This window comes from Pukyongia salina (assembly GCF_002966125.1).
GTDB classification, from domain to species: domain Bacteria; phylum Bacteroidota; class Bacteroidia; order Flavobacteriales; family Flavobacteriaceae; genus Pukyongia; species Pukyongia salina.
The window spans coordinates 1618203-1642701 of the sequence record NZ_CP027062.1; the positions used below are offsets into that span (position 1 = coordinate 1618203).

The window sequence follows — 24499 nt, forward strand, 5'->3', positions numbered from 1 at the left end:
TGTTTTTTTTAGTTTTCAATTAGTTTGACGGGGGTAATATTACTGCGTCCACTACATGGACGATACCGTTTCCGGCCGGGATACTTGCCACTATTTTAGCACCACCTACATAGACGTCCTCTCCTTTTACTTCCACCGTTGTATTTTGATCGTTAGCCTGACCGAGTTTCTTGAATTTCTTTAGAAAATCTTTAGAGTAATTCCCCGCGGTAACGTGGTGTTTAAGGATGTTAGCCAGGGCATTTTTGTTCTCGGGTTTTAACAGATCGTCTACGGTTCCTTCCGGCAGCGCGTCGAATGCTGCATTGGTAGGTGCAAAAACCATTAATGGCCCGGCATTTACCAGTGCATTTTCAAGATCGGCAGCCTGCACAGCAGCAACCAATGTGGTGTGATCGGGCGAACCCATCGCAATTTGTAGTACATTAGGCACAGACTCATTGTCCTCTATAAACGCCTGTCCCTGTTCCTTGGTTTCCTCGGTAGTCGCCGTATTTACAGACGATCCGTCATTGGCAGTCTCGTTCTTACATCCGAACAGTAATAAAATGCCGAATAAAGAACCCATTATAAATTTTAGTTGAGTAGTTTTCATAGGATTTATTATAAGGTTCTGAAATATTCAAGTATGTCCCTGGCCTGCTCGAACGTCATATTCTGATTCGCCATAGCAGCCCCGTTGAACTCCACAAGAAGGTCTTTAGCACAGCGATCTTCTTCAACCATTAACTGTGGATCGAGGATCATGTTCATGATCCATTCCGGACTTCTACGCTTGGTGATCCCTTTAGGAGAAGGGCCTATAAATCGTTTATCCACCTTATGGCAAGCAGAGCAATTGGTCTTAAATAGTTCTGCCCCACGTGCTACCATTTCCTGGTTAATTGCCGGATCTAGCGGAAGGTCCTTTACCTCTCCCACACCTTTATTATCCAGGGTGATCCGCTCTGAGGCAGGAACTTCATCGGTGGCAGATCCTGTGGTCGTAGCTTCTGCTTTTACTTCCTTTTTAGTACCACCAATTTTTATGCTATCGTCTTTTTTCTCTTCTTTCCCACCGCAACTCAATAGTAAGGCCGCAGTAAATATTAATAGAAGTTTGATCGTGTGTTTCATGTTAGTTCAATTTTGAATTCGGATCAAAAATATCTCGCACGGCCTTGTTAAAAAATGACAATTATCATAAAAAAGACATTTTTATCCTTTTTTTATTTATCTATATTTGCTTCTGAATTTAGAGACCTTACTATGCTTTCAAATGCTTCTAAATACGCCGTAAAGGCTATAGATCATCTGGTTTTAAACTCTTCTGAAGAACATAAGCTATTAGTGAAGGATATAGCCGAAGATCTCGACATCCCAAAACCGTTTCTGTCCAAGATCCTGCAACAACTAGCGGCCGTGAACTATATATCCTCCGCCAAAGGACCGGGAGGAGGTTTCTATGTGACCGCAGACCAATTGGATCGTTCCATCCTAGATATTATTGTAGAGATTGAAGGAAAAGACCAATTTAAGCGGTGTGCCCTCAACTTCGACAACTGCAACGAAAGTAAACCCTGTGCGATCCATCATCTTATTGCCACCAAGAAAGATGGTTTAAGGCAGGCATATAAGGATATCCGGTTAAAAGACCTGAAAATTCGAAATTAGATTGTCCTAAGGAGTAAATCTCATTAACTTCGCCCATTAATTTCTTAGAATGGTAGACATTACCGTGTTAACAGATCAACGCTATCACGAACCAGAAGTGATAACCCCATATATTCAGAATATTCTCGATGAATATGACTTACTGAAGAACGCCCTGGAAGAAATGGGTTTTTCGGTAGCACGAATCAACTGGGACAATCCGGATTACGATTGGGCTGGAACCAAAGCTGTTGTGTTCAGAACTGTTTGGGATTATTTCGAGCGATACGACGAATTTCAGAAATGGCTTTCCGAAGTGAGCCGACAAACAAAACTCATTAATCCATTATCGCTTATTCAATGGAATATCGATAAGCATTACCTCCTGGATCTTCAACGAAAAGGAATTGACATAGTGCCCACAGATTTCATAGATAAGGGAACTCTTAGGTCCTTGTCTTTGGTTTGTGAGACAAACAACTGGAAGGATGTGGTGATAAAACCGGCTATTTCAGGAGCCGCTTTTCATACCTATAAGATCACCAACGATAAAATGTCTTCAAGTGAAACACTTTTTAGTTCCCTGGTTGCTGAGAGGGATATGCTGGTTCAGGAATATCTCCCTACAATTACAACTCGGGGTGAGGCGTCCCTTATGGTATTTAATGGCAAATTTACGCACGCCATTTTAAAGAAAGCCAAAGCAGGTGATTTTAGAGTGCAGGACGATTTTGGCGGCACCGTACATCCTTATGAGCCTACTGCCCCGGAAATTGCATTTGCCGAAGCCGTCTTCGCTGCTTGCGATATTCTACCTGCATACGGGAGAGCGGATATAGTTTGGGACGAAGACGGAAACCATCTTTTGTCTGAACTTGAGATCATCGAACCTGAACTTTGGATGAGAAACCACCCTCCCTCAGCCAAACATTTTGCAGAGGGTATAAAAAGAATGCTTCTTTCTTAATTTATTCAGCAGCCGGTAGGTATTCCTCGAACATCAGGTTGGGGTCCGGACAGATGGTTTTCCATTTTTTTATTTCTGAAGGAAAAGCCACCCCGTTAAAGTTTTCTGTGTTGCCCAACAGATCGGTTATTAGCTGAAAATGTAAATGTGGGACCCAATGCCCGTTTTCTATTTCATCACCGATATATCCAATTTTTGTTCCTTTTGAGATGGTTTTTCCAACCTCCGAAAGTTCAAGAGAAGATCTACTAAGGTGTCCATAGAGCGTATAAAATTGAAGATCGGAAAACTGATGTTCAAGGACCAGGGTGGGGCCATAGTCTTTGTGGTAATCGTTATTATGCGAAATAACCACTTTCCCCTCGGCAGGCGCATGTATCGCAGTACCGGCAGGCACCCAGAAGTCTGTTCCAAGGTGGATATTCCGGTATTCGATGGTACCGTTCAATTTGCGTTGGAAAGTCGGGGTGTTATAAAACGATCGTTGTTCAAGGTAGCCATTAGCGAGCAAGGCTGTTGGATGTTTTTGCTGAAATTTCTTTAATCTCTTTGCTGCTTCCTGAAGATCATCGTGATCTGTGTCGCCTCCAAAAAATGAACTACCTATGCTCATGTTAGGCGCAATTACCTTTTCGAATGCTATGGTGGGAAATAGAAACCGGAGTGAGGCCTGGTACTGTTCAATATTTCTTTCAAAGGAGTTCACGGCGTATCATGTTTATGAGGATTTCTCGATCTTCAAACTAAGTGGCCAACTGAATTTCTTTCCGGGCTGGAGAACCTTCAGCCCTATTCTGTTGTTAAAAGCATCCGCAATGCAGGAAATAGGTTCTATAGCCACAGATCCTCGATGATCCGGGGTGAAAAGTTGTAGATAACTGTCATCGGGTACTTGTAGTTTAAGTTTATATTTAGGAGCTATGAGTCTCACATCCGTGTTATTTAACTGAAAAGCATTATCGATCTCGGCTTTTTCGAGCTTTAATTCTTTGAATTCTTCCTGCTTGGAACGAACGGGGATCATTTGGTCGTCCACCTCGTAAATTGTATCACTGGAGAAACGAATTATAGTCTCACTTTGATCTTCGGTGTGAAAGTATGGATGCCAACCTATCCCGAACGGAAAACTGGAATCGCCGGTATTTCGCACCAAGACTTTCAATTCGATATTTTGTAAGTAAAACGTATAATGTAATTCAATACTGAAGGGAAATGGGAATCCCGTGCTGCCCTGGTGGATATAGCTCAGGCTGATGGAATTTTCGGTAAACGAGATCACCTTGAAGGATTTCGTATATACGATCCCGTGAATGGCGTTATTGTTCGTGGGTTCATTTACCGGCAGGGAATGGGTCTTATCCATAAAGCGATACCTGCCATGTTTTATTCGATTTGGAAAGGGGAAAAGAATGGCCGAATTACACATTTGCAGGTATTTCTTCTGCCCTGCCTTGTTAGAAGTAACCCCCTCTATAATGGGCTTATTATTCACCACCAGTTCCTGAATACTTCCGCCAAAGGCAGGCACAATTTTGCAAGAGAATCCGGCTGCCGAAAAATGGTAGTATGGGAAATCCGGGTCTTTTTGGTCGTAAAACTTACAGGTCACTTGCTTGTCTTGCCACTATTGTTGAACGGCTAAACTAAAGTACGCTTTTTTGTTTTTCGTAAAAGGCATCCGCCTGCATTTGCATAAGTTCCCTGGCTTTTTTACGCTTATAGTCGTATAGTTCTTGTTCTTCGGCGATATCTGCGTAGACGCGGTTATTTACATCGCGGTCTGTGGTAACAAGCACGTCCCGTTGAGTCTTTTGCTGTGCAACCCAGGTTTTTACAGCCCCTTCCTGCTCGGCCAGTTTTAGGTCGTAAGCCCCTTTTGGCGACAATAATTTAGCAATAATTGGAGAGGTTTCTATTGCGAGAAATAGAAGAAAAATAAATAATGATGGCAACCAGGGAAGTTTGTTCAAGGCGTTTACCCGGGCCATCAGCCCATCGAAACCATCGATCACGGGTTGGGTTTCGGCCACTTTTGTATTGTATTGTTCGGTGAGGCCGGCAACCTGGGCTTCGGCCGTTTCTATACGTGCGGCGTTTGCAGTGCGCATTTCCTGTAAGGCAGCAAGCTCTGCATCGTGCTTTTCCCTTTTCTCTTTGTACACCGGGCCTTTGCCTACCAAAAGAGTTCCTTCCCGGCCTTCGGCTTCGGCTATAAAGGTTTCGTAATAATTATTTACAGCGGTCTCCTTATCGATCACTTCTTGCTTTAAGGCGGCGATCTCGGTATTAAGTGCTTCTATGGAAGGTTGATACTGAAGGGCAAGCTGATCCTTGTTCTCCAGGGTCATGGCATTTTTTTCTTCAAGTAACACCTGGTTGATCTCCTTTTCGAAGATCTTTAGCTCCAAAGGCTTAGAGATAACTATGGCTATGATTATCGCTAGTAGTATCCTGGGCGACGCCTGGATAAGCTCATCGAAGAAATTATCACTTTTTTTAATGGTGGACACAATAAAACGGTCGAGGTTGAAGATGAGTAAGCCCCAGATAAATCCAAAGAAAATGGCAGTGTAATAATTGTCGAATACCGTATAAAGGGCATAGGCCGAGGCAATGGTCGCCATCACGGCGGTAAAGAAAACAGTGGCGCCTATCCCGGCATATTTGGTGCGTTCTCCGGGGGAGCATTGTTCCAAAATCTCGGTGTCTGCCCCGGAGCAGAAGATAAAAAAGCGTTGTAACATAATGGCTTACGTTTTTGAGTGATGAACTATTAGAACGTGCTTTTTGTAAAATTGTTACAAAAAAAAGCCCCGATTTCGAGGCTTTTTATCTTTGGGTATACTTCTAGTTTAGCTTTATAGGTTTGGTTGAAATCTTTACGACCGGCTTTCCCGAATTGGACGAGGATGATTGTACATTAAGCTGATCGTTGGCTTTAATTAATTCAATGGCCCTATCGCTGCTAATTTTTTCGCCTTCATAATAGAAAGTTGCGCCATTCTTCGCCATTTTAATTATATGGTCTAATACAGGTTCGGGTTTTGGTGGAGGCGGAGGAGGAGGAGGAACAGCAAGATCTCCATCATTAACTCCGGCAACAACCTTTACTGGTTTTGGAGCCCCTACCGCATTGGGAGCGGGATTAGGATTCGGAATTTCTGTATTTTCCGGAGCTGGTGGAGGTGGAGGTGGAGGTGGTAAGTTCACCGGGAAGGGCTCGGCATCGGTTTTTTGTTTGGGTGACATTTTGTGATAGATGTACTCCATCCGTTTAAGGTCCTTTTGTTTTATGTTCATGTTATCATCCGTCATGGCGTTGTATTTTTTAGCCAGACGGTTGTATTCTTTCATTTCTTCGCGGGTGGCACTGGTTTGTGCGCTGTTTAATCTGCTAGCAGGAATCCAGTTCGCATTTCGATTTATTTTTGCCAGCCTGGTTTTTAGATACTCCAGGTGTAAGGCATTAAGTACCCCGTTGTCTGCTTTATCTAAAAATATATCCCATTTAAAACTATCTATCTCCCTGTCGGTCCAAGCGGCTGTAATTTTGTCCAGGGAAGTTGCGAACTCGTTCGGTGCAACTTGCTTATTATTGAGAGAAACCTGTTTTCCGGCAACCATGAGTAAGATTTTCTTTGCTTGTGTCTTTACTGAAACTTCGGTAGTAAGTTCATCGGGTTGAGTGTAGATGGTTTGTCTGTCTGTAAAACCATAAAGTACAAATAGTACAAGTGGGATTAGCAGGAAGGTACGTAACGAAGCTGCAGATCTTGATGTGTTTGTTTTCATAACTGTAAATCGTTTTTTAAATAATGAATAATTGATTGAATGTGCCAATTGGGGCGAGCAGGCATTTGATGAGTATGCCAGTAATGTCTTTTGATATACGGTAGTATCGGTTCCCGTTTTTAAAACAGATCGGTCTGCCAGGAATTCGTGATTTAATTTTATGGCCTTCTTTACAAAATGGAACAGCGGATTGAACCAAAACACAATGAGACAGATCTCAATGAGCAAGATATCCAGGCTGTGCCTCTCTCTGGCATGTGTCCTCTCGTGCTCGATAACCTCCTGCGGGATACTCCCCGATTTAAAGTTTTGTCTATTAAAGAAGATGTACGAAAAGAAAGTATGTGGTACTATAGTTTCGTTTAACAAGACGTAAAATATGTTACGAGATCGCTGTTTTGGATTCCTACGTATTTTCGAGATCATGTTCCCGAGATTTCCGATAAATTTTAGCAAGAAAAACATAGCGCCGGCAACATAAATGATCCATAGTGCCATTCCCAGGTAATTAAATTGAGTTTCTAAAGCTACTGCTGAAGCTTCAGGTTCAAGTAGCTGAAGAGCAGCGGTGGGCTCGATCTCGCGGTAGGTTGTAAAGGTGATGAAGGGAATTGAGAAGGAGATCACTACAGACAGCAGTAAATAGAATCTTTTAAAGCTGTGCAGGCTAGTGTTTTCCAGAAGTGCCTTATAGAACACAAAGAAAATGGCGAGGCAGAGAGCCGATTTTAATATATACATCTCCATGGCTATTTCTTTTTAATTTGCTGATCGATGATCTTTTTTAGTTCTTCCAGTTCGTCTTTAGACAGGTTTGTGGTCTCTGTAAAGAAGGATGCGAACTGCGAGGCACTGTCGTTAAAAAAGTTCTTTATAAGTCCGTTTACATGTTTAGAAAAATAGTCTTTCTTCTTTACCAGGGGAAAATATTTTCTCGATCTGCCCTGCTGTTGGTAATCCACGAAGTTCTTATCCTGCATACGCTTTAATAGTGTGGCCACTGTAGTTGGGGCGGGTTTAGGCTCCGGGTAGGCGTCGATGAGGTCTTTCATAAAGGCCTTTTTCTGCTTCCATAGGATTTGCATGAGTTGTTCTTCGGAATTGGATAATTGCATGAGACTGGTAATTGTTTCTACAAATGTAGAATAATTTTTTAATTCTACAAGTGTAGAAGTAATTTTTTATAGAAAATTGAACATTTGGGTTTCTTGATGATTGGATTAACTTAGCCGAAAATTTAAACAAATGAGTCTGGAACGCAGTTTAAAACAGCGAAGTAATTCGCAATGTGAATTATGTACCAATACCGAAAACCTGACGGTGTATGAATTACCAGCTTCTCCGGGAAAAGGAGAAGAGGCGAGTATTCTACTATGTTCGGTATGTGAAGGACAGATCGAAAACCCCGAAACTGTCGATCCCAATCACTGGCGATGTCTTAACGACAGTATGTGGAGTACGGTTCCGGCGGTACAGGTAATGGCATGGCGGATGTTACAACGCCTGAAAGCCGAAGGCTGGCCTCAGGACCTGCTGGATATGATGTATATGGATGAGGAAACCCGATCGTGGGCGGAGGCCGCTGGTGATGGTAAGGACATGACAGACGCGGTGGTTCATAGGGACAGCAACGGTGCTATCCTGGAAGCAGGGGATAGTGTGGTACTCATTAAAGATCTGAAAGTAAAGGGTAGTAGTATGGTGGCGAAACAGGGAACGGCCGTAAGGCGGATCTCTCTGGATCACGATAACCCGGAGTATATAGAAGGCAAAGTGGATGGCCAGCAGATCGTGATCATTACCAAATATGTAAAGAAGATCTAGTTCCTCCCCTCCTTTTGAAGGAGGGGTGGCTGTAGTATAGCCACAGTCGGGGTGGTTCGGGTTAGGGATTGCAGCGGCATCCCCTGTAGTACCGATAAAGTAGATGAAAGTCACTTCACGACTACTACAGGGATATAGCGGAAAGCCCGCCCCTGTAGTGAGGAACTCTACTACAGGGGAACCCCCTCAAGATTATTCGCTCATTTGGGTGAAATAATGATAGAACTGCGGAATGGTCTCGATGCCTTTAAGATAATTCCATACCCCAAAATGCTCGTTTGGCGAATGAATGGCATCGCTATCCAGCCCAAATCCCATCAGGATCGTCTTACTTTTTAATTCCTTTTCGAATAGGGCCACAATAGGGATACTACCACCGCTTCGCTGCGGAATGGGGGTTTTGCCAAAGGTGACTTCGTAGGCTTTTTCGGCGGCGCGATAGCCCAGGCTGTCTATAGGCGTGACGTATGCTTGTCCGCCGTGATGCGGTTTTACCTTTACCTTAACTCCTTTAGGAGCGATGCTTTCGAAATGGTTTTTAAACAACTGAGTGATCTCCTCCCAGTTCTGATTGGGCACCAGGCGCATACTAATCTTGGCATAGGCTTTACTGGCAATAACCGTTTTAGCGCCTTCACCGGTATAACCTCCCCAGATCCCGTTCACATCCAGGGTAGGTCGGATAGAATTTCGTTCGTTGGTGGTATATCCTTTTTCCCCGTAAACATCTTCTATATCCAGGGCTTGTTTATAAGCTTCCTTGTTGAAGGGAGCTTCGGCCATTTTTGCCCGCTCTTCTGCGGTAAGCTCTTCCACATCATCATAAAATCCGGGAATAGTGATGTGGTTATTCTCATCATGGAGTGAGGCGATCATTTTGGTAAGCACATTAATAGGATTGGCAACGGCACCGCCATAGAGGCCGCTGTGCAGGTCTCGGTTAGGGCCGGTAACTTCCACCTCGACGTAGCTAAGTCCGCGCAAACCCGTGGTAATGGAAGGAATATCGTTAGCTATCATCCCGGTATCACTAATAAGGATGACATCGTTAGCCAGTTTCTCCTGGTTGCGAGCAACAAACCAGCCGAGGCTTTCGCTGCCCACTTCTTCTTCTCCCTCGATCATAAATTTCACGTTACAGGGCAGTTGGCTGGTACGGGTCATATATTCCAGGGCTTTTACATGCATATACATTTGCCCCTTATCATCGCAACTACCCCTGGCGAAGATGGCGCCGTCCGGGTGTAGTTCGGTTTTTTTGATCACCGGATCGAAGGGAGGGCTATGCCACAGGTCCAGCGGATCGGGCGGTTGCACATCGTAGTGACCGTACACCAGGATGGTGGGCAGCTTGGGATCGACTAATTTTTCCCCATAGACGATGGGGTAGCCTGGAGTTTCGCAGATCTCCACCAGGTCGCAGCCTGCTTCTTCGAGGCTGGACTTCACTTTTTCGGCCATGGCACGGACGTCCTTTTCGTAGGCCGAATCGGCACTAATTGAAGGGATTTTTAGCAGATCGATCAATTCTGAAATGAACCGATCCTTATGTTGTTTAATATAAGATTTTGCGCTATTCATAAAGGTTTTTTCTGAAGAAAGGCTAAGGTACGAAATGAGGGGTAAAAATTTAATTTTTAATGATTGTCTGTTAAATTAATTTTAGATATGATGGCTTTGAGGTTGATTTTTGCGGGAAATCATTGTTGGATCGAGGGACGAAAAATGATAATTTTCAAGGATATGCGACGCAATAATTTTTCAGGAAAAGGTATTTGTAAATTATAAATCTTATGTATATTTGCCACCCATAAAAGTGGTACCAGCGGCTGTGATGGAACTGGTAGACATGCTAGACTTAGGATCTAGTGCCGCAAGGCGTGGGGGTTCGACTCCCTTCAGCCGCACTTCAAAAACCTCCTGTAAAAACAGGAGGTTTTTTTGTTTGCTTCAGGCAGTCGAACCGCAGCCGCATCGTCTGGCAGTTTGCTTCAAAAGATCCACAGGATCTTTCTTCGCAACCTCCCCCTTCAGCCGCACTGCGAAAATATGCTGTTAAACAGGAGGTTTTTTTGTTTGCTTCAGGCAGTCGAACCGCCGCCGCATCGTCTGGCAGTTTGCTTCAAAAGATCCACAGGATCTTTCTTCGCAACCTCCCCCTTCAGCCGCACTGCGACAATATGCTGTGAAACAGGAGGTTTTTTTGTTTGCTTCAGGCAGTCGAACCGCCGCCGTATCGTCTGGCAGATTGCTTCAAAAAGAATCACTGGCACATTCTATGAAATTTCCGCTTCGGTCTAAATTTCAAAAGATCATATCATTTTTTATTTACATTTAAAAACAATTGTAATTATCTAAAAAAGAGATAATTACAAAATTTAGTGTATCTTTATAATACTTCCCAATTCTCCTTTTACTTTTTTACACATTTGAATTTGTTTTCATTGTATAAGACCGCTTGTGTCTGTTAACCAGTAACTTTTTACTAACCAAACATAATGAATCATGAAAACAAAAAATCTAACCATCCCCATTGCCATTATTTTACTAATGCTGATCTGTTCTCCACTGGCCGCACAGGACGAAAATGCGATGCCGGCCTACATCTCTGTTACCACCTTGTATTGGAGTATGGATAGGGAGGCCTCCGAGAATGAAGACGAAAATAAATGGCTCGAGATCGAGAAAGAATACCTGGAGAAGGTCACAAAGAAAAATGAGTACGTACAGACTGCCGGTTTCTTTATGCACCTGTATACGGCAACAAGTCTCGAATCTAAGTATGTACAAAGTTATGCTTCCTGGGCCGACATAGAAAAGGCGCAGGGCAGAAATGTGGAACTGGAAAAATTAGCATGGCCTGATGAAGCCACGAGAAAAGCGTTTCTACAAAACAGACAGTCTTTTTATCAAGATCTACATTCGGATGAGTTATACGTGCCTTTAGCGGGTGCCAAACCGCTAACTCAAGCTACGGATAAGGATTTAGTAGCATACATTCGTGTGAGTAAAATGGCGTATCCGGATGACGGATCGAACGAAGAGTTTATGAAACTTCATAAACAATTCCTTGAAGCTACAGTTTACAACAATGATAAGATAAAGGCTTATTATCCCAATGTGCACGGTTGGGGGGCAGACAGAACCGAGTTTGTAGAAGCGTTCTATTTAGAATCTCTAGACGACCTTAATGATATGACAGCAGGAAATGGTGACGCGATTAAAGCTAAATGGGTAGACGAGGCTGCGAGAACCGAATTTTTTAAAGCATACAATAAATACTTTACTGGTGATCATGGTGATTATCTCTATACAAGGATTGCCGAACTATCAAAATAAAAGATGATACTATCATAATCTCGATAGATCGAAAAATAAAACCTCCTGTTTTCACCGGAGGTTTTATTGTTTGGATTAGGCAGTCGAACCACAGCCAAATACAAAGCCATAATACCAGGTTTTTTAACAATCATCAATAAACTCCAAGCTTTTATCGATAAGGTGAGGGCTTGAACTTTTTAGTTCAATTACTTTAGAATTTTCAACAAATACATCGAAATTTATTTTTTCCTGAAACAGGTCTTCATGTCTTTGTTTAACCATCATGGGTTCTGAAAGCCATTGAGAACGTTTTTCCCAATCCCTGTTGCCTTGTCGGGACCTATTATAAATTCTTTTTTCCATGATCGTTATGTCATCATTAAGAAAAATAATTCCATGAGGCGGTGGAAATAATTGAGCAGTAGATCTAATAAGATCGAAGATGAGAAGCTGATCGTTTTTATCCTTAAGGGTATCTAAATAGAACAGATTGGTTAACCAGAAGGTGTCTAAAAGGCACACTAACCCATTTTTGTATTGCGTTTCTGCTTCTATGTATTGTTTTATCCAGTGGTTGTGAAAGTAAATAAAGGACCTCAAACGAAATTCATTAGAAACAAAAGCATCTGTTACAAACTTCGGAAAGTTTTCACCTTCGTAGAAGCCTTTGATTTCCGGTCGCACTTTTGTCAAATTCCGAACCAGGGTGGTTTTGCCAGACGCCTGGGCACCAACTATAGCTATAATCTTACCATCCGTTTTCATTTTCAGGAAGAAATCTCTTCTTGTACGAAGCAAATATTTTAAGTGTTACAAACCAATCACACTAACATTTTCAGTACGTGTTAGTCGGAACCTATACCATTTACTCACGTTAAATGGAAATATTTTATTTTAAATAACGCAACTGTCATTAGTACAGAATTTTTCCTGGAGGACATCTTCGTCCGTATTCAGAAATGTCATGGGCGACAAATTTTCTATCATTTCTTCGTATTGTGCTTTCGAAATCGCCTCGTATGGCATTTGGGCGTAGGCACCGGCTTCTAATTTTGGTAAGAAGCTGATCGATTTCAGTTTATACTTGAAGAAATCCAGGATAGGAGCAATTTGATCGGCCTCATCAGGGGTGAATGTTACGGTACAGGACACCTGGTTGTCTGACCAATACGTTTGGAGAAAACTAGCCAGGCTTACTTGCTCCCAAATACTTACTTCTTTAAGACTTCGGCCTTCACATTTTACCGGAAAAGAAATAACCATAGATGAAGGATCCATGATATCTTCTTCAATATCCAGGCCGGCTGCTACCAATTCCGGTAAAAACCGAGTAGTTTTCGCAATTCGAACCCGGCGGATATAATATTCGAATTCCGGGAAATGACAACCGGGATTAACGCCTGCGAGTAAGCTCACAGTTCCGGAAGGTTTTACACTTGTTGTTTTAATACTACGAGGCACACATAACCATGCAGAATATATTTCGTCCCACTTTTGGATTTCGTTATATCCTTCCTCCAACCATCCTTTTAATTTATCAAGGGAGTATTTTTCGATAAAATTAGTGACCCCGGTTACAGAGGTGCCAATTCTGCGATTGCGTTTTTGCACGCGATTGGTCTGGTGCCAGGTTGTACTGGCAAGCGTTGCTGTTTTCCCAACCAGATAAGCGAATTTTAAGGTTCGGAGATAATCGGCTTTCGAATCTGCTTTAGAAGGAAATGTTTCAACCAGGCAACACAGTTCGTAGCTTTCGAGCGACTGCTCCCCACACGGATTGGTGCCTTTCGCCTTAATGTCTTTATGGTCAACAGGATCGCACATTCGGGAATACGACCGTATATTATCCATGAAAATAAACCCTGGTTCGCCATTTTTTGCTGTTTGTTGCGCCACCTCTGTAAAATCTGTTTTATCGTCTACCAGAACACTATTATTCGATGCCCAGCCATAAGCAGCTCGGTTTGCCCTCGACCCGGTGTATTCGCCAACAGAATTATCCCATTTGTAGTCCTTTAATTTTCTATATTCTTCATTATAAACATTGCCCAATGCAATTTGAGCAGTACGCCGCACATTGCCCGCCACTACACATTGGCCTATCATGTTCATAATGTCTGCGATAGCGGTAATACTAATGTATTTATTGTTTTCCTTATCCAGCACTTTGCGAATTTGTTCGTGTAAATTCTCCAGGGGAGCAGGTCCACTTGAAATCCCACCGAAGCCTTTAATTAGCTCTCCAGCAGGCCTTATTTTACTGTAGTTGAAGCGTACAGTAGTTGCCGGTTGCCCGTTAAAGTGAAAGGAAAAATAGGAGGCTAGCAACCTTTTCAGACTTTCTACCCAACCCTCTCGGGTATCGGGGATTTCGTATGTATCTTCAGCTTTTTCCGGATTGTGTACAATGAGTTGCTGCGCTCCTGCCACGTCAAAGCCAACACCAACTCCCACCATGCTCATATCCATCATAAAGGCAAATGGCATCAATGCTTTATCTAGGGATTGACCTAGTTTTTCGGTCGATACAAACGCACAATTAAAAAGAGCTTGTCCTACTTTCTTCTCATGAATTAAAGGGGTGCCCAAAGCCCACAGCATTCGCCCCGGAGGGAGAAATTTCATCTTGAACATTCTGTCGTACATTTCCTGAGCCGAATCCTGCGCTTTGTGGTCGTTCCACCCCAAGTGATTATTTAAGATATATTCTTTTTGAAGGGAATAGCAGCCTTCCACTACTCTACGGATCGTTTCGAACCATTGTTCGTTTTCGCCATCTTCTTTTAGACGAGAATAAGTGCGGTAATAGGTTAAAAGCCCAAGGCCATTAAAGCCAAACTGGGGTTCTCGGTTGCGATACTGATTTACGAAATTATCCGATAGTTTAAAGATGAGCTGCATAGTTCACAGAATTTAAAGTTAGAAATGATTATAAAATTATTCCGATACGCTCGGTTGAGGAATGGAAAATTACACAATAGAATTACAAAAAAATACTTTTAAGTCTTTTTTTATAAACATTATATTGTTGATTAAATTATCTTCTGTGTAGTGGGTAACTGGAATGTTCTTTTAACCCACTGTCAAGTATCCATATTTAATTCGGATATGTTTGTCCGAAATAAAATAATAAGTATCTTTGTTTTTCAAAATAAATGCGCTAAGATGTTTTCGAAAGCATGCGAATATGGAATAAGGGCTGCCACATATATAGCCTCACAATCTAAACTTTCCCGAAGGGTTAGTCTAAAGGAGATAGCAGATGAGATCGATTCTCCTGTCGCATTTACCGCCAAGATTTTGCAACAATTGTCACGTAATAAGATTATCGATTCGGTAAAAGGTGCCTCTGGTGGTTTTGAGATAAGTAGGTCACAGATCGATCATATAAAACTCAGTCATATAGTATATGCCATCGATGGAAATAATGTGTATGTGGGCTGTGGCCTGGGATTGAAAAAATGTAATGCCAGTAAACCTTGCCCTGTACACGATAAGTTCGTTCAGATACGAGAGGATTTAAAAAATATGCTTGAAAATACAAGTCTTGATGAGATGACCACGGGACTAGAAGTTGGACTAACTTATTTGAAACGATAAAAAAATTTGATATTAAATCGGACAAAAATGTCCTATTACATTATACATTTAATAACAGTAATTAAAACCAGAAGAATTATGAATACAACAGAGGAAAAAACAATCGGGCAATTGGTAGCCGATGATTATCGTACCGCGCAGGTATTTAGAAATCACAAGATAGACTTTTGCTGTAAAGGGAACCGAACCATACAGGAGGTTGCTGAAAAGAATAACCTGAGTGTCGATTTGATCTATAGGGAAATTGACGAGATACAAAGACAAGGGGCTGCAGAAAATATAGATTTTAAAGCATTGCCGTTGGATCTGCTCGCCGATTACATTGAGAAGAAACATCACAGATACGCTGAAGAAAAGATACCGGTGCTTAAACAGTATTTAAATAAGTTGGAGAAGGTACATGGGACCACACATCCGGAGTTGTATAAAATAAACTACCTATTTACGGCAAGTAGTGGTGAACTAGCTATGCATATGAAGAAAGAAGAACTGGTTCTCTTTCCGTATATCCGTAAAATGGTAAAGGCAGAACAACAGAGGTTAACGTTGGATGATCCTCACTTTGGACTGGTTAAAAATCCCATCCGCGCAATGATGCAAGAACATGATAACGAAGGGGAACGTTTCCGGCAGATAGAAGGTTTGAGCAATGATTATACACCTCCAGTTGATGCCTGTAACACGTATAAGGTGACTTTCGCCTTACTCAAGGAGTTTCAAGACGACCTGCATTTCCACATTCACCTGGAGAACAATCTGCTGTTTCCTGGAGCGATAGAATTAGAAAAAGCACTGAAGGCCTGATAAAAATTTCTTGGGGTTATTTCAGAAAATCGCTTCCGAAGTACAATTGAATATTATCATAAATCAATAAACCGATGAAAATTTCAAGGACAATTCACATGACGAACTCTGGACGTAAACATAAAACAAATAAGATTAAATCGATTTATAATAATATGTTAGCTGAATTCAAAAGGGGAGAAATAGGCTATTCTACAATCGCAATCTTAGGGCAAAGTTGTTTAGGCTCCATTGCTGTTATTTTATTGCTTATGAATGATATGCCAACCATGATAAAAATGGTGCAACTTTTTCTTGTTACTGTATTCTGTATGGCGTTTAATGGTGCAGTTCTTGCTCAATTAAAATCGAAAATTACGTTCGATCTATTGATCGCAACTATTTTGTTGAGTGCTTGTGTTATTGTTACGAACTTAGTCTAAGCAGTACACTTGAATAATAGGAAGTTGCACATGCTAACGCTAGGATGATCTTAATTTGTTTCAGGCATCCGAACCGCTGCCAAATTTCGCTGTGTTGAATTAATAAAGAAACCTATTAAAAAAAAGGCCCGTATTTTATATACGGGCCGATGAATATTTATTTGCTCGGGGTTGTTTTGGCGTATACTAATCCGACGAGCAGTCCCATTACCAGATAGAATACAAGGTAGATCCCAAAGTTTACCAGGGTTCCGGTAAGATCCAGCATATTGGATGTGGCAAAATTTATTAAGCCATCTCCCAAGCCGTGCATAACGGCTAGCCAGAATCCAAAAGCGAGCCCACTATTGGCTCCGTAATTACCCGATCCGAACGACCGGTAAATAGTACAGAAAGCAAAGGCGGCGATGATACACCCAAGGATAAGATAGGGCATGTCCGGCATATCCTTCATTATACCATCGGTAAGTGCGTTTTCACGAAAGTACGGATCGGCCAGAAGTCCCCATAAAAGGTAACCTCCACCAAACCCCCAAATAGTAGCTACCAGGGTGCTAACAATGTTTGATTTTGAGAACATAATAGAAATTTATTGGTTATATATCAGCAAGTTACAAAATAATATAACCTGAAAAGTAAGAATTTACTCACCACTTTGAAGTTCGTTTATCTCCCGGGAGGTTACTTTGCAATTAGCCCCACTTTTCGATGCAACCAGGGCCCCGATCGCACAGGCTTTGTCCAAGGCAGTTTCTGTATTCGTTCCCGAAAGCAAGTGAAATATCAAACCTGCAAAGAAAGAATCGCCGGCTCCTACTGTATCGGCCACTTTTACCTTATAACCCGGATGAGATACATATTCTTTTTCATACAACAAAACAGCTCCCTCATCACCCAGGGTAACACAAATGTTTGGAGTAGAGGTTTTTTCGGCAATAGTGACGACTTGTTCTCGCAGATCGTTTGTATTGATATCTAATAAACGACATACGTATAAAAGCTCTTCATCATTCATCTTCACCAGGTCTGCCCGTTTCATCAGGTCGAGGATGAGGGCATCTGTATAAAAGGGCGGGCGTAAATTGAGATCGAAGATAGAAAAGTTGCTGTTTTCGAGTAGCGCATTTAAGGTTTGCAGATTGTGCTCATAGCGAAGCGCCAGGGAACCAAAAATGAGAGCGTCTGCCTGTTTTAACTTAGGTATCAATCCCGGATCTATCGAAATGTGATCCCAGGCCACATCTTCTTTGATGGTATATTGTGCTATTCCGTTGGTAAGGGAGACCAAAACCTGCCCGGTTGGCTTATTGGCCGAAACTGCAATACCCTCAGTAGATAAACCCTGAGCTTGCATCTCCTCTAAGGCTCTATGACCCAATTCATCGTCTCCTACAGTACTAAGCATGGTTACCTGAGCACCCTGATTGTGTAGTCTCATGGCGACATTTAAAGGTGCGCCACCCAATAAACTCTCCCCGGGAAATACATCCCAAAGTACTTCACCAAAACTTACTATACGCACGGTTTTACTCGTCATCGGCAATTAATTGTTTTTCCAGATCTTCAAGACTAACACCTTTGGTTTCCGGCATTTTAAATATACCCCATAACAGTTGCAGAACCATCATTCCAGCGAAGAAATAGTAGATCACCTCCAAGTTGTCCCTAAACAAGCCTTCAGCAGGATCTATAAAGAAGGGTGTAACCAAAGTGATCAAAGCTGCGAACACCCAATGAGTACTTGTACCCCAAGATTGTCCGTAGGCACGAACGCGGTTGGGGAATATTTCGGAAATGAAAACCCAAATAACCGCTCCTTGTCCGATAGCGTGCGAGGCTATGAACATACATATAAAAATGAGCAATAAGGTTGGACTTAGAGATGCCTGGAAGCAATACCCTACCATAAATAAACTGGTGATATATCCCAGGGAACCGATAATAAGTAACTGCCTGCGTCCCAGGCGATCTATGAGTCGGATGCCTATGAGGGTAAATACCAGATTCACTACTCCAATGGCGATAGAATTAAAAAGGGATTCTTCGCCTCCAAGCCCGGCCTGTTCCAGGATCTGTGGTGCGTAATAAAGCACAAAGTTTATACCCGATAACTGGTTGAAGAAAGCTATTAAAAATCCGAGCCAGAGTACTTTTTTATATTTTTTCTGAAATAATTTATCGTTGCTTTTCGGAAGCGCGGCATCTGTCTGAATCTCTTTAAGGTGAACTAAAGCTTCGGCTTCATTATACATTCGTTTAAGAACCGAAAGTGCAGCTTCAGCATTTTTTTTCTGAAGTAAGAGCCAACGCGGGCTATTAGGTACATTCAGTACCATAAGCGTATAGGCAAGAGCAGGAATGCCTTCCACCCCCAGCATCCAGCGCCAGTCCATGTCTCCACCAACACCTTTCAGCAGCCAGTTGGATACAAAGGCGATCAATATCCCGAAAACAATATTGAACTGGTATAATGCTCCCAAACGACCCCTGTTTTCGGCTGTGGTGATCTCGGAAATATAAATAGGGGCAGCCACCGAGGACACGCCAACGCCAATACCTCCTATAAACCTGAAGAATGAAAAACTATATGGGTCTGGGGCAAGGGCGCTTCCTACTGCCGAAATAAAGAAAAGGATCCCAATCCAGAACAATGTCCTTTTACGACCAAGTCGTTTTGTGGGGATCCCGCCAATTAACGAGCCTAACACCGTACCCCAAAGGGCCATGCTCATGATAAAGGTTCCGTGAAATAAAGGAGAGGTGTTCCAGAGTTCTTTAATGGGCTGATTGGCACCACTTATAACTACCGTATCGAAACCGAATAAGAATCCGGCCAGAGCAACGGTTATGCTCCATTTGGTAATGTCTTTCATTAAAATTGGTTTATTAGTGATTGGTAAGTTACCAATTATTATTATTATTCATTTTCAGGTCTTCTAATAAGTTCCTCTACTTCTTCTACTTCTTCCACTGTAAGATCCGGATTCTCAGGGGTCTCCTGGGAAGCTTTATAATGAATCTCATAGTACATTGCAAAATGATCACTGCCGAAATATTGGGAGCGGGTCATTTTTCCCACAAGGAGATCACGAGTGTGAAACAAATGATCAAGTGGAAATCTTAAAAAGGAATATCGGGCATGGAACGTACTGTAAAAACCCCTTCCTATTCTGGGATCGAGCATTCCGGTTAATTTTCTAAACAGCCGTGTGGTTCTGCTCCATACCACATCGTTCATGTCGCCACATACCACCGCCGAACAATCCATATCCCTGATCTTCTTCCCAACGATCATTAATTCGGCATCGCGTTCTTTAGCTGTTTCGTTCTCGGTAGGACTTGGAGGAGCCGGATGAAGACAGGTAAAAAAGATTGGATTTCCGGCTGCGGGATATTTAAAGAAAATTGATGGAACATCGTTCTCCACAAGAAAATTGGTTTCTACACTCTCCAGTTTCACCCTGGAGTATAAATGCATACCATAGTAATTCTCCAATGGTATCTTAACTGTAAAAGGGTAATTGTTTTCGATCTCTTGCAGCGCGTTTTCCCAATGGCTGTCACTTTCCATGGTTAGCACCAGATCAGGATCGAATTTGCCTACCAAACCTATAAAGTCGTTGTAATCCTTATTATCCTGCAAAACATTGGCAGCGAGGATGGAAACATGACCATCACTACTAAAAGGATTTTTCTTCCTGGGATAAACAGAGGTGTAGGGAATGATCTTTACCAGTTGATAGATGGTTGATATTCCAAGCGCAGCCAGGAGAATAAGTATTTCTGTGGAGAATGTTTTTATTAATATTAACAGTAAAACAAGTAAAATAACCTGGATCACAACGGTTTGTGCCCGGATAAAATCCGGCGTGCGGAAGAACCAATGCGGATTCCTGGTCGCCGGAAAGAAAGGCGAAATGATAAAGATCACTGTTACTATATAAAGTGCTAACATCATCCCTTAAAGTTAAAAGAATCCATTAGAATAATCCATACTTTTAGAGCGTGAATAATCATTACGACGTTTTAGTTATCGGGGGAGGGGCCTCAGGGTTCTTTACGGCGATCAATGCCGCCGAGATGGATCCGGGCTTGAAGATTGGTATCCTGGAACGTGGTAAGGAGGTGCTAACCAAAGTGAAGGTATCCGGCGGTGGCCGCTGTAATGTTACTCATGCCGAATTCGTCCCAGACCAATTGGTAACACAGTATCCCAGAGGGGAAAAAGAGTTGTTAGGACCATTTAGCAGGTTTATGACGGGAGATACAATAGAGTGGTTTGAACAAAGAGGGATTGCTCTAAAAATCGAGGAAGACGGCAGAATGTTTCCTGTTTCAGATTCGTCTCAAACCATAATTGATCTGTTTTTAAATGAAAGTAAGAGATTAGGTGTTCAGCTAATGTATAACAAGCCGGTAAGGAATCTTCAAAATGTAGATGCTGGCTGGGAAGTTTCTACAAAAGACGAGACCTTCACAACCGATGTGGTTGTTATTGCAACGGGAAGTAATCCGAAGATCTGGAAGATGCTACGAGAATTAGGACATAGCATTGTAGAACCTGTCCCTTCATTATTTACATTTAATATCAGCGACCCGAGAATAACCGATCTGGCCGGGATAACTGCCGAAGTAAGTGTGGAGGTCCTGGGGAAAGACGGGAAAGCCATCCTGTTTAGCGAAGGGCCTTTACTAATAACCCATTGGGGTATGAGTGGCCCGGCAATATTAAAATTATCTGCCTGGGGAGCGCGCATTCTGGAACCTCTGGATTATAATTTTAAGATCAGGGTGAACTGGTTGGGCGATGCCCATGCCGATGAAGTGCACGAACAAATAAAATCCCTGAAATACCAGTTTGCCAGAAAGCGAATTGGCAGCCTGGCACAATTTGGTCTTTCTAAAAGATTGTGGCGCAGGATAGTTGAAGCGTCGGGAATAGCGGAAACAGAAATCTGGGCAGATCTCACCAAGTCCCGGCAAATCGAATTGGTAGATCAGCTAACTGCGGCGACTTTTCAGGTTGAGGGTAAGAGTACTTTTAAAGAAGAATTTGTAACCGCCGGAGGGGTGGATCTAAAAGAAGTGAACTTTAAAACTTTCGAAAGTAAATTGTTCCCGGCTATGTATTTTACAGGGGAGGTATTAAATATTGATGCCATTACCGGCGGATTTAACTTTCAGAATGCATGGACCGGGGGATATCTCGCTGCCAGGGCTATTGCTAAGCAAAGATGAGTATGTATCGTTATATTGCATTATTACGAGGTATTAACGTAAGCGGCCAGAAGAAAATATTGATGGCCGACCTGCGCGCGCTCTTTGAATCGTTAGGTTTAATGAACGTACAAACCTATATTCAGAGTGGGAATGTGTTATTTCATTCTGAAAAAGAAATTGCTTCGGAATACCTTTCGGAAGCAATTGAAAATCAATATGGCTGGCACGTTCCTGTTTTACTAACAACTGCCAGGGAATTACAAACTATACTAGACCGTTGTCCCTTTCCGAAGGAAAAAAAAGAAAAGAGCTATTTCGGACTACTGTATGACCCTCCATCTACAGTAGCGGTTGAAACAACCCTCTCTTATAATTTTCCCAATGAGGAGTTTCACATAACGCCACATTGTGTCTATCTTTTCTGTGCAAAAGGTGCCGGAAATGCTAAAACCGGTACGGCATTTTTCGAGCGACATCTAAAAGTTGCCATTACTTTTCGAAACTTCAATACAATGCGTAAACTTGTTGCACTAGCCGAAGATTAACGAAATTTGGTTTCATCCATCTGTTGAAACAGCTAAACAACAAATGAATCGAATTTTAAACTAAGTCTTAGATCTACCCGTTAATACACTCACTCCAGACCAACCTGCTCCTATAACCATAAATAAGATCCCACCCAGCATCATTAGGTTTATGCCACCGGCCGAATTTTCCATATCGAATTTAAAGATGGAATTACCCAAAGCATCTTTGTCTACTTCTATATTCTCGGCCTCTGGCGGAAAACTTATCGTAAACGTTTGTTGTATGGTCCCTCCAAATTCTTCCGGACTACTTACCAGCATGTATTTATGATCGGTAAGTTTGGTTAGGTTGGCATTCTTCTGGTCCGTATCTATGGTCCACACACCGCGCTTGTTGATCTCACACACTCCATAGGCGTTCAGGCTAAGGGTGAAGGATCTGTTCATTTCGTCTTTTTCAAGTTTAAAGTCATCTAGAAAATAAGCTGGCATAGACCGCTCTACCTCGCGTTTTAATGCTGCCGGGTTATTCCCCAGAGTGCCCACCCATACCTGCCACTGCTGGGCGTTCATTGTCATTGAAACATTGATCTTGGCATTCCCTACCGCATCAATATCCATGTCTATTTTCTGTTGTGTTTGCTGGCCGTATACCCATACAGTTGAAAGTAATAGGAATAGGAGCATTATATTTTTCGAATTTTTCATTTTAAAATTGTTTTGCGTTAACGAATACTATTAAAAACCTGGGTTATATAACCCGAACTCTGGTTATACAGATAATCGGGCGCACCTACAGCCACCAATCGAATACCTCCGTTTCGGCCCAAGGTTTTACCTACCCAATTAAATACTCCGCTATTAGAATATGTTTGTCCGGTAACCTGGTTGCCATTCAATTGGTATTGCATGGACATTCCATAGTTTTGAAAATACTGGTTTATTATTCCCAGAGCTTCCTGTCCACTGGATGCGGGTACATCGAATACGGTAACTGTGGTGGATTGGTCCGGGGCAACAACCTGAGCTGTGATTATAGGGATTTCAGGGACAGGACGCATAAAGGTTTGCCATCCGCCCGGGATTGAAAAGGATAAAGATGAGCCTCCACCAGAGCCTCCGCCACCACTATTCGAGCCGGTATTTCCACCACTTGCAACACGGCTGTTATTGCTGGTCTTTGCGATAGTACCTGTGCTTCCCCATGATGTTACGATATCGTCTACTTTTTTTCTAAGGAAATCATCGTCTTTAAGTACCATGGGCGTAACGCCTTGTTGGTTTACTGCATGAATGTCCACCACTGTGTATCTCGGGTCACCTGTTTGAGCCTTCTGCATAAATTCGTTTAGCTGCTCCATTCCTTTTTTAAAGGCATCTTCGGCACTCATAATACCGCCAATTCCTTCACCACCTATTCCGGTAGATTCGATGGCGTAGTATTGTCCGTTGAGACGAAAACCCGGATAAGCATGTCCGGGAACTAGAAATATCATGGGGTCCAGACCTGCATTAGACAGGACGCTTGCGTACAGTAGGCTGAGCTCCAGACACAACCCGGTATTTCCGGTGATCACTTCTCTGGGGAGCCTGTTGTGCTGTGAAAATTTGGATACATCCTGTAAATTTTCCGGGATACCTTTGGTTCCGCTATACACCATATGAGATAACACGGTAGCGTTGTAGATCCCGGCAAGAAAACGTACAGCTTCGTTAGGGTCTTTGGTGACAGAAGCTGTTTCCCCCATTAATATTTTCTCCTGGATGTTCTGAGTATAATATTTAACTATGGGATCGTTTGGGGTAACGAAACAAGCCAGTAAGGCGTCGTTGTTATAAACATCTCCCCATCCGGCGATCTCTTCGGCCGGAATATTGGTGAAGAGATATTCATTCCTGTCGGAGATCCTGAAACTAAATTCCTCATCGATGATATCGTCTTCCTGGGCTCCATCCCAGGATATTTCGATCTCTACTTTCTCCGTAGATTCGGTCATTTTTTCTGAAATATCATCTTTGAATTTAGGATAGCAGCGCACCGAGGCGGTCTGTCCCGGAAACATTTCTCCAATCACGTCCAATTCTGTCCACTCAACATAGCCGGGAATCCGGTATCGAACCGTTACATCTTCGAGGGTGTTGTCTCCATTATTGGTCATTTTAGCCTTAAAGAGATAGTACTTTCCGTCCAGTGCCAACTCATTGGCGTATACATTATGCGCCGCAGGCATGATCGAGTTAGATTTCACAATGGAAATGTCGAGATCTCCAGAAGCACTACCGAAACTTAGAAAACTAAGTGCAAATAGTACGGCTCCTACAAAAAATAGGCTTAAAGGTATTAGTAGTTTTTTCATGACTGTTAGTTTTAATTGCTAAAGGGTTGTTTG

The 24499-nt window shown here is 42.4% G+C and carries 25 protein-coding genes and 1 tRNA gene; 10 read left to right on the forward strand and 16 right to left on the reverse strand.

Annotation, left to right across the window (positions count from 1 at the left end; translation table 11 throughout):
• Positions 1-19: 19 nt before the first annotated feature.
• Positions 20-595, reverse strand: coding sequence for a fasciclin domain-containing protein (locus C5O00_RS07250; protein WP_105216222.1), 576 nt, complete (start codon positions 593-595; stop codon positions 20-22).
• Between the two features lie 8 nt (positions 596-603).
• Positions 604-1116: a cytochrome c gene (locus C5O00_RS07255; protein ID WP_105216223.1), complete on the reverse strand. Its 513-nt coding sequence runs from the start codon at positions 1114-1116 to the stop codon at positions 604-606.
• Between the two features lie 54 nt (positions 1117-1170).
• Here C5O00_RS07255 and C5O00_RS07260 point away from each other — a divergent pair, with 54 nt between their 5' ends.
• Positions 1171-1653: an RrF2 family transcriptional regulator gene (locus C5O00_RS07260; protein WP_105216224.1), complete on the forward strand. Its 483-nt coding sequence runs from the start codon at positions 1171-1173 to the stop codon at positions 1651-1653.
• A 49-nt stretch (positions 1654-1702) separates the two neighbouring features.
• Positions 1703-2599 carry an ATP-grasp domain-containing protein gene (locus C5O00_RS07265; protein ID WP_105216225.1) on the forward strand — a complete coding sequence of 299 codons (897 nt, stop codon included), beginning with the start codon at positions 1703-1705 and terminating at the stop codon, positions 2597-2599.
• Position 2600: 1 nt separating this feature from the next.
• Here the strand turns inward: C5O00_RS07265 and C5O00_RS07270 are convergent, their stop codons facing one another.
• From C5O00_RS07270 to C5O00_RS07290, 5 genes are all read right to left on the reverse strand, one after another.
• Complete coding sequence (locus C5O00_RS07270; protein WP_105216226.1) at positions 2601-3305, reverse strand: peptidoglycan DD-metalloendopeptidase family protein; 705 nt, start codon at positions 3303-3305, stop codon at positions 2601-2603.
• Between the two features lie 12 nt (positions 3306-3317).
• The gene (locus C5O00_RS07275) at positions 3318-4208 is read right to left on the reverse strand and encodes an aldose 1-epimerase (protein ID WP_105216227.1); all 891 of its coding nucleotides are present in this window, start codon (positions 4206-4208) and stop codon (positions 3318-3320) included.
• Positions 4209-4242: 34 nt separating this feature from the next.
• Positions 4243-5343, reverse strand: a complete 1101-nt coding sequence (locus C5O00_RS07280) for a DUF4407 domain-containing protein (RefSeq protein ID WP_105216228.1) — start codon at positions 5341-5343, stop codon at positions 4243-4245.
• A gap of 103 nt (positions 5344-5446) precedes the next feature.
• Entirely contained in the window at positions 5447-7132 is a 1686-nt protein-coding gene (locus C5O00_RS07285) for a M56 family metallopeptidase (RefSeq protein WP_158676798.1), read from the reverse strand.
• A gap of 8 nt (positions 7133-7140) precedes the next feature.
• Positions 7141-7506 carry a BlaI/MecI/CopY family transcriptional regulator gene (locus C5O00_RS07290; protein WP_105216230.1) on the reverse strand — a complete coding sequence of 122 codons (366 nt, stop codon included), beginning with the start codon at positions 7504-7506 and terminating at the stop codon, positions 7141-7143.
• Positions 7507-7636: 130 nt separating this feature from the next.
• On the opposite strand from C5O00_RS07290, the gene C5O00_RS07295 reads away from it, so the two are divergent.
• Positions 7637-8215, forward strand: a complete 579-nt coding sequence (locus C5O00_RS07295) for a PhnA domain-containing protein (RefSeq protein ID WP_105216231.1) — start codon at positions 7637-7639, stop codon at positions 8213-8215.
• Between the two features lie 192 nt (positions 8216-8407).
• Here C5O00_RS07295 and C5O00_RS07300 read toward each other — a convergent pair whose 3' ends face one another.
• Positions 8408-9796 carry a dipeptidase gene (locus C5O00_RS07300; protein WP_105216232.1) on the reverse strand — a complete coding sequence of 463 codons (1389 nt, stop codon included), beginning with the start codon at positions 9794-9796 and terminating at the stop codon, positions 8408-8410.
• A 244-nt stretch (positions 9797-10040) separates the two neighbouring features.
• On the opposite strand from C5O00_RS07300, the gene C5O00_RS07305 reads away from it, so the two are divergent.
• Both C5O00_RS07305 and C5O00_RS07315 read left to right on the forward strand, forming a co-directional pair.
• A tRNA-Leu gene (locus C5O00_RS07305) sits at positions 10041-10122 on the forward strand.
• Positions 10123-10720: 598 nt separating this feature from the next.
• Positions 10721-11554, forward strand: coding sequence for a hypothetical protein (locus C5O00_RS07315; protein WP_105216234.1), 834 nt, complete (start codon positions 10721-10723; stop codon positions 11552-11554).
• Positions 11555-11677: 123 nt separating this feature from the next.
• On the opposite strand, the gene C5O00_RS07320 is transcribed toward C5O00_RS07315, so the two are convergent.
• Together C5O00_RS07320 and C5O00_RS07325 are read right to left on the reverse strand one after the other, a co-directional pair.
• Positions 11678-12334 carry an AAA family ATPase gene (locus tag C5O00_RS07320; RefSeq protein ID WP_158676799.1) on the reverse strand — a complete coding sequence of 219 codons (657 nt, stop codon included), beginning with the start codon at positions 12332-12334 and terminating at the stop codon, positions 11678-11680.
• Between the two features lie 96 nt (positions 12335-12430).
• On the reverse strand, positions 12431-14437 hold the full coding sequence (locus C5O00_RS07325) for a ribonucleotide reductase barrel domain-containing protein (protein WP_105216236.1): 2007 nt from the start codon (positions 14435-14437) through the stop codon (positions 12431-12433).
• 264 nt (positions 14438-14701) lie between these two features.
• Here C5O00_RS07325 and C5O00_RS07330 point away from each other — a divergent pair, with 264 nt between their 5' ends.
• The 3 genes from C5O00_RS07330 (at position 14702) to C5O00_RS07340 (ending at position 16362) form a co-directional block, all read left to right on the forward strand.
• Positions 14702-15136: an RrF2 family transcriptional regulator gene (locus C5O00_RS07330; protein ID WP_105216237.1), complete on the forward strand. Its 435-nt coding sequence runs from the start codon at positions 14702-14704 to the stop codon at positions 15134-15136.
• A 78-nt stretch (positions 15137-15214) separates the two neighbouring features.
• On the forward strand, positions 15215-15940 hold the full coding sequence (gene ric / locus C5O00_RS07335) for an iron-sulfur cluster repair di-iron protein (protein WP_105217598.1): 726 nt from the start codon (positions 15215-15217) through the stop codon (positions 15938-15940).
• A 74-nt stretch (positions 15941-16014) separates the two neighbouring features.
• A complete protein-coding gene (locus C5O00_RS07340; protein WP_105216238.1) occupies positions 16015-16362 on the forward strand; it encodes a hypothetical protein in 348 nt (115 codons plus the stop codon).
• 157 nt (positions 16363-16519) lie between these two features.
• Here C5O00_RS07340 and C5O00_RS07345 read toward each other — a convergent pair whose 3' ends face one another.
• The 4 genes from C5O00_RS07345 to C5O00_RS07360 all read right to left on the reverse strand — a co-directional run bounded on the left by C5O00_RS07345 (position 16520) and on the right by C5O00_RS07360 (position 20320).
• Complete coding sequence (locus C5O00_RS07345) at positions 16520-16942, reverse strand: hypothetical protein (RefSeq protein WP_105216239.1); 423 nt, start codon at positions 16940-16942, stop codon at positions 16520-16522.
• Between the two features lie 63 nt (positions 16943-17005).
• Positions 17006-17899 carry a carbohydrate kinase family protein gene (locus C5O00_RS07350; RefSeq protein WP_105216240.1) on the reverse strand — a complete coding sequence of 298 codons (894 nt, stop codon included), beginning with the start codon at positions 17897-17899 and terminating at the stop codon, positions 17006-17008.
• Entirely contained in the window at positions 17889-19235 is a 1347-nt protein-coding gene (locus C5O00_RS07355; protein ID WP_105216241.1) for a sugar porter family MFS transporter, read from the reverse strand. Before C5O00_RS07355 ends, C5O00_RS07350 begins: the two co-directional genes overlap by 11 nt.
• 44 nt (positions 19236-19279) lie before the next feature.
• Entirely contained in the window at positions 19280-20320 is a 1041-nt protein-coding gene (locus tag C5O00_RS07360) for an endonuclease/exonuclease/phosphatase family protein (RefSeq protein ID WP_158676800.1), read from the reverse strand.
• A gap of 47 nt (positions 20321-20367) precedes the next feature.
• On the opposite strand from C5O00_RS07360, the gene C5O00_RS07365 reads away from it, so the two are divergent.
• Entirely contained in the window at positions 20368-21600 is a 1233-nt protein-coding gene (locus C5O00_RS07365) for a BaiN/RdsA family NAD(P)/FAD-dependent oxidoreductase (protein WP_105216243.1), read from the forward strand.
• A gap of 2 nt (positions 21601-21602) precedes the next feature.
• On the forward strand, positions 21603-22127 hold the full coding sequence (locus C5O00_RS07370) for a DUF1697 domain-containing protein (RefSeq protein WP_105216244.1): 525 nt from the start codon (positions 21603-21605) through the stop codon (positions 22125-22127).
• A gap of 60 nt (positions 22128-22187) precedes the next feature.
• Here C5O00_RS07370 and C5O00_RS07375 read toward each other — a convergent pair whose 3' ends face one another.
• Complete coding sequence (locus C5O00_RS07375; RefSeq protein ID WP_105216245.1) at positions 22188-22817, reverse strand: hypothetical protein; 630 nt, start codon at positions 22815-22817, stop codon at positions 22188-22190.
• A gap of 17 nt (positions 22818-22834) precedes the next feature.
• Positions 22835-24466, reverse strand: coding sequence for a hypothetical protein (locus tag C5O00_RS07380; protein ID WP_105216246.1), 1632 nt, complete (start codon positions 24464-24466; stop codon positions 22835-22837).
• Between the last annotated feature and the right edge of the window lie 33 nt (positions 24467-24499).

What these genes read in the sequence shown, in the direction of transcription:
- C5O00_RS07360 (WP_158676800.1), bottom strand. Translation starts at nt 20,320, where the DNA reads ATGATGTTAGCACTTTATATAGTAACAGTGATCTTTATCATTTCGCCT.
- C5O00_RS07315 (WP_105216234.1), top strand. Translation starts at nt 10,721, where the DNA reads ATGAAAACAAAAAATCTAACCATCCCCATTGCCATTATTTTACTAATG.
- C5O00_RS07250 (WP_105216222.1), bottom strand. Translation starts at nt 595, where the DNA reads ATGAAAACTACTCAACTAAAATTTATAATGGGTTCTTTATTCGGCATT.
- C5O00_RS07265 (WP_105216225.1), top strand. Translation starts at nt 1,703, where the DNA reads ATGGTAGACATTACCGTGTTAACAGATCAACGCTATCACGAACCAGAA.
- C5O00_RS07355 (WP_105216241.1), bottom strand. Translation starts at nt 19,235, where the DNA reads ATGAAAGACATTACCAAATGGAGCATAACCGTTGCTCTGGCCGGATTC.
- C5O00_RS07255 (WP_105216223.1), bottom strand. Translation starts at nt 1,116, where the DNA reads ATGAAACACACGATCAAACTTCTATTAATATTTACTGCGGCCTTACTA.
- C5O00_RS07260 (WP_105216224.1), top strand. Translation starts at nt 1,171, where the DNA reads ATGACAATTATCATAAAAAAGACATTTTTATCCTTTTTTTATTTATCT.
- C5O00_RS07350 (WP_105216240.1), bottom strand. Translation starts at nt 17,899, where the DNA reads ATGACGAGTAAAACCGTGCGTATAGTAAGTTTTGGTGAAGTACTTTGG.
- C5O00_RS07330 (WP_105216237.1), top strand. Translation starts at nt 14,702, where the DNA reads ATGTTTTCGAAAGCATGCGAATATGGAATAAGGGCTGCCACATATATA.
- C5O00_RS07345 (WP_105216239.1), bottom strand. Translation starts at nt 16,942, where the DNA reads ATGTTCTCAAAATCAAACATTGTTAGCACCCTGGTAGCTACTATTTGG.
- C5O00_RS07290 (WP_105216230.1), bottom strand. Translation starts at nt 7,506, where the DNA reads ATGCAATTATCCAATTCCGAAGAACAACTCATGCAAATCCTATGGAAG.
- ric (WP_105217598.1), top strand. Translation starts at nt 15,215, where the DNA reads ATGAATACAACAGAGGAAAAAACAATCGGGCAATTGGTAGCCGATGAT.
- C5O00_RS07370 (WP_105216244.1), top strand. Translation starts at nt 21,603, where the DNA reads ATGTATCGTTATATTGCATTATTACGAGGTATTAACGTAAGCGGCCAG.
- C5O00_RS07300 (WP_105216232.1), bottom strand. Translation starts at nt 9,796, where the DNA reads ATGAATAGCGCAAAATCTTATATTAAACAACATAAGGATCGGTTCATT.
- C5O00_RS07280 (WP_105216228.1), bottom strand. Translation starts at nt 5,343, where the DNA reads ATGTTACAACGCTTTTTTATCTTCTGCTCCGGGGCAGACACCGAGATT.
- C5O00_RS07295 (WP_105216231.1), top strand. Translation starts at nt 7,637, where the DNA reads ATGAGTCTGGAACGCAGTTTAAAACAGCGAAGTAATTCGCAATGTGAA.
- C5O00_RS07380 (WP_105216246.1), bottom strand. Translation starts at nt 24,466, where the DNA reads ATGAAAAAACTACTAATACCTTTAAGCCTATTTTTTGTAGGAGCCGTA.
- C5O00_RS07340 (WP_105216238.1), top strand. Translation starts at nt 16,015, where the DNA reads ATGAAAATTTCAAGGACAATTCACATGACGAACTCTGGACGTAAACAT.
- C5O00_RS07325 (WP_105216236.1), bottom strand. Translation starts at nt 14,437, where the DNA reads ATGCAGCTCATCTTTAAACTATCGGATAATTTCGTAAATCAGTATCGC.
- C5O00_RS07375 (WP_105216245.1), bottom strand. Translation starts at nt 22,817, where the DNA reads ATGAAAAATTCGAAAAATATAATGCTCCTATTCCTATTACTTTCAACT.
- C5O00_RS07285 (WP_158676798.1), bottom strand. Translation starts at nt 7,132, where the DNA reads ATGTATATATTAAAATCGGCTCTCTGCCTCGCCATTTTCTTTGTGTTC.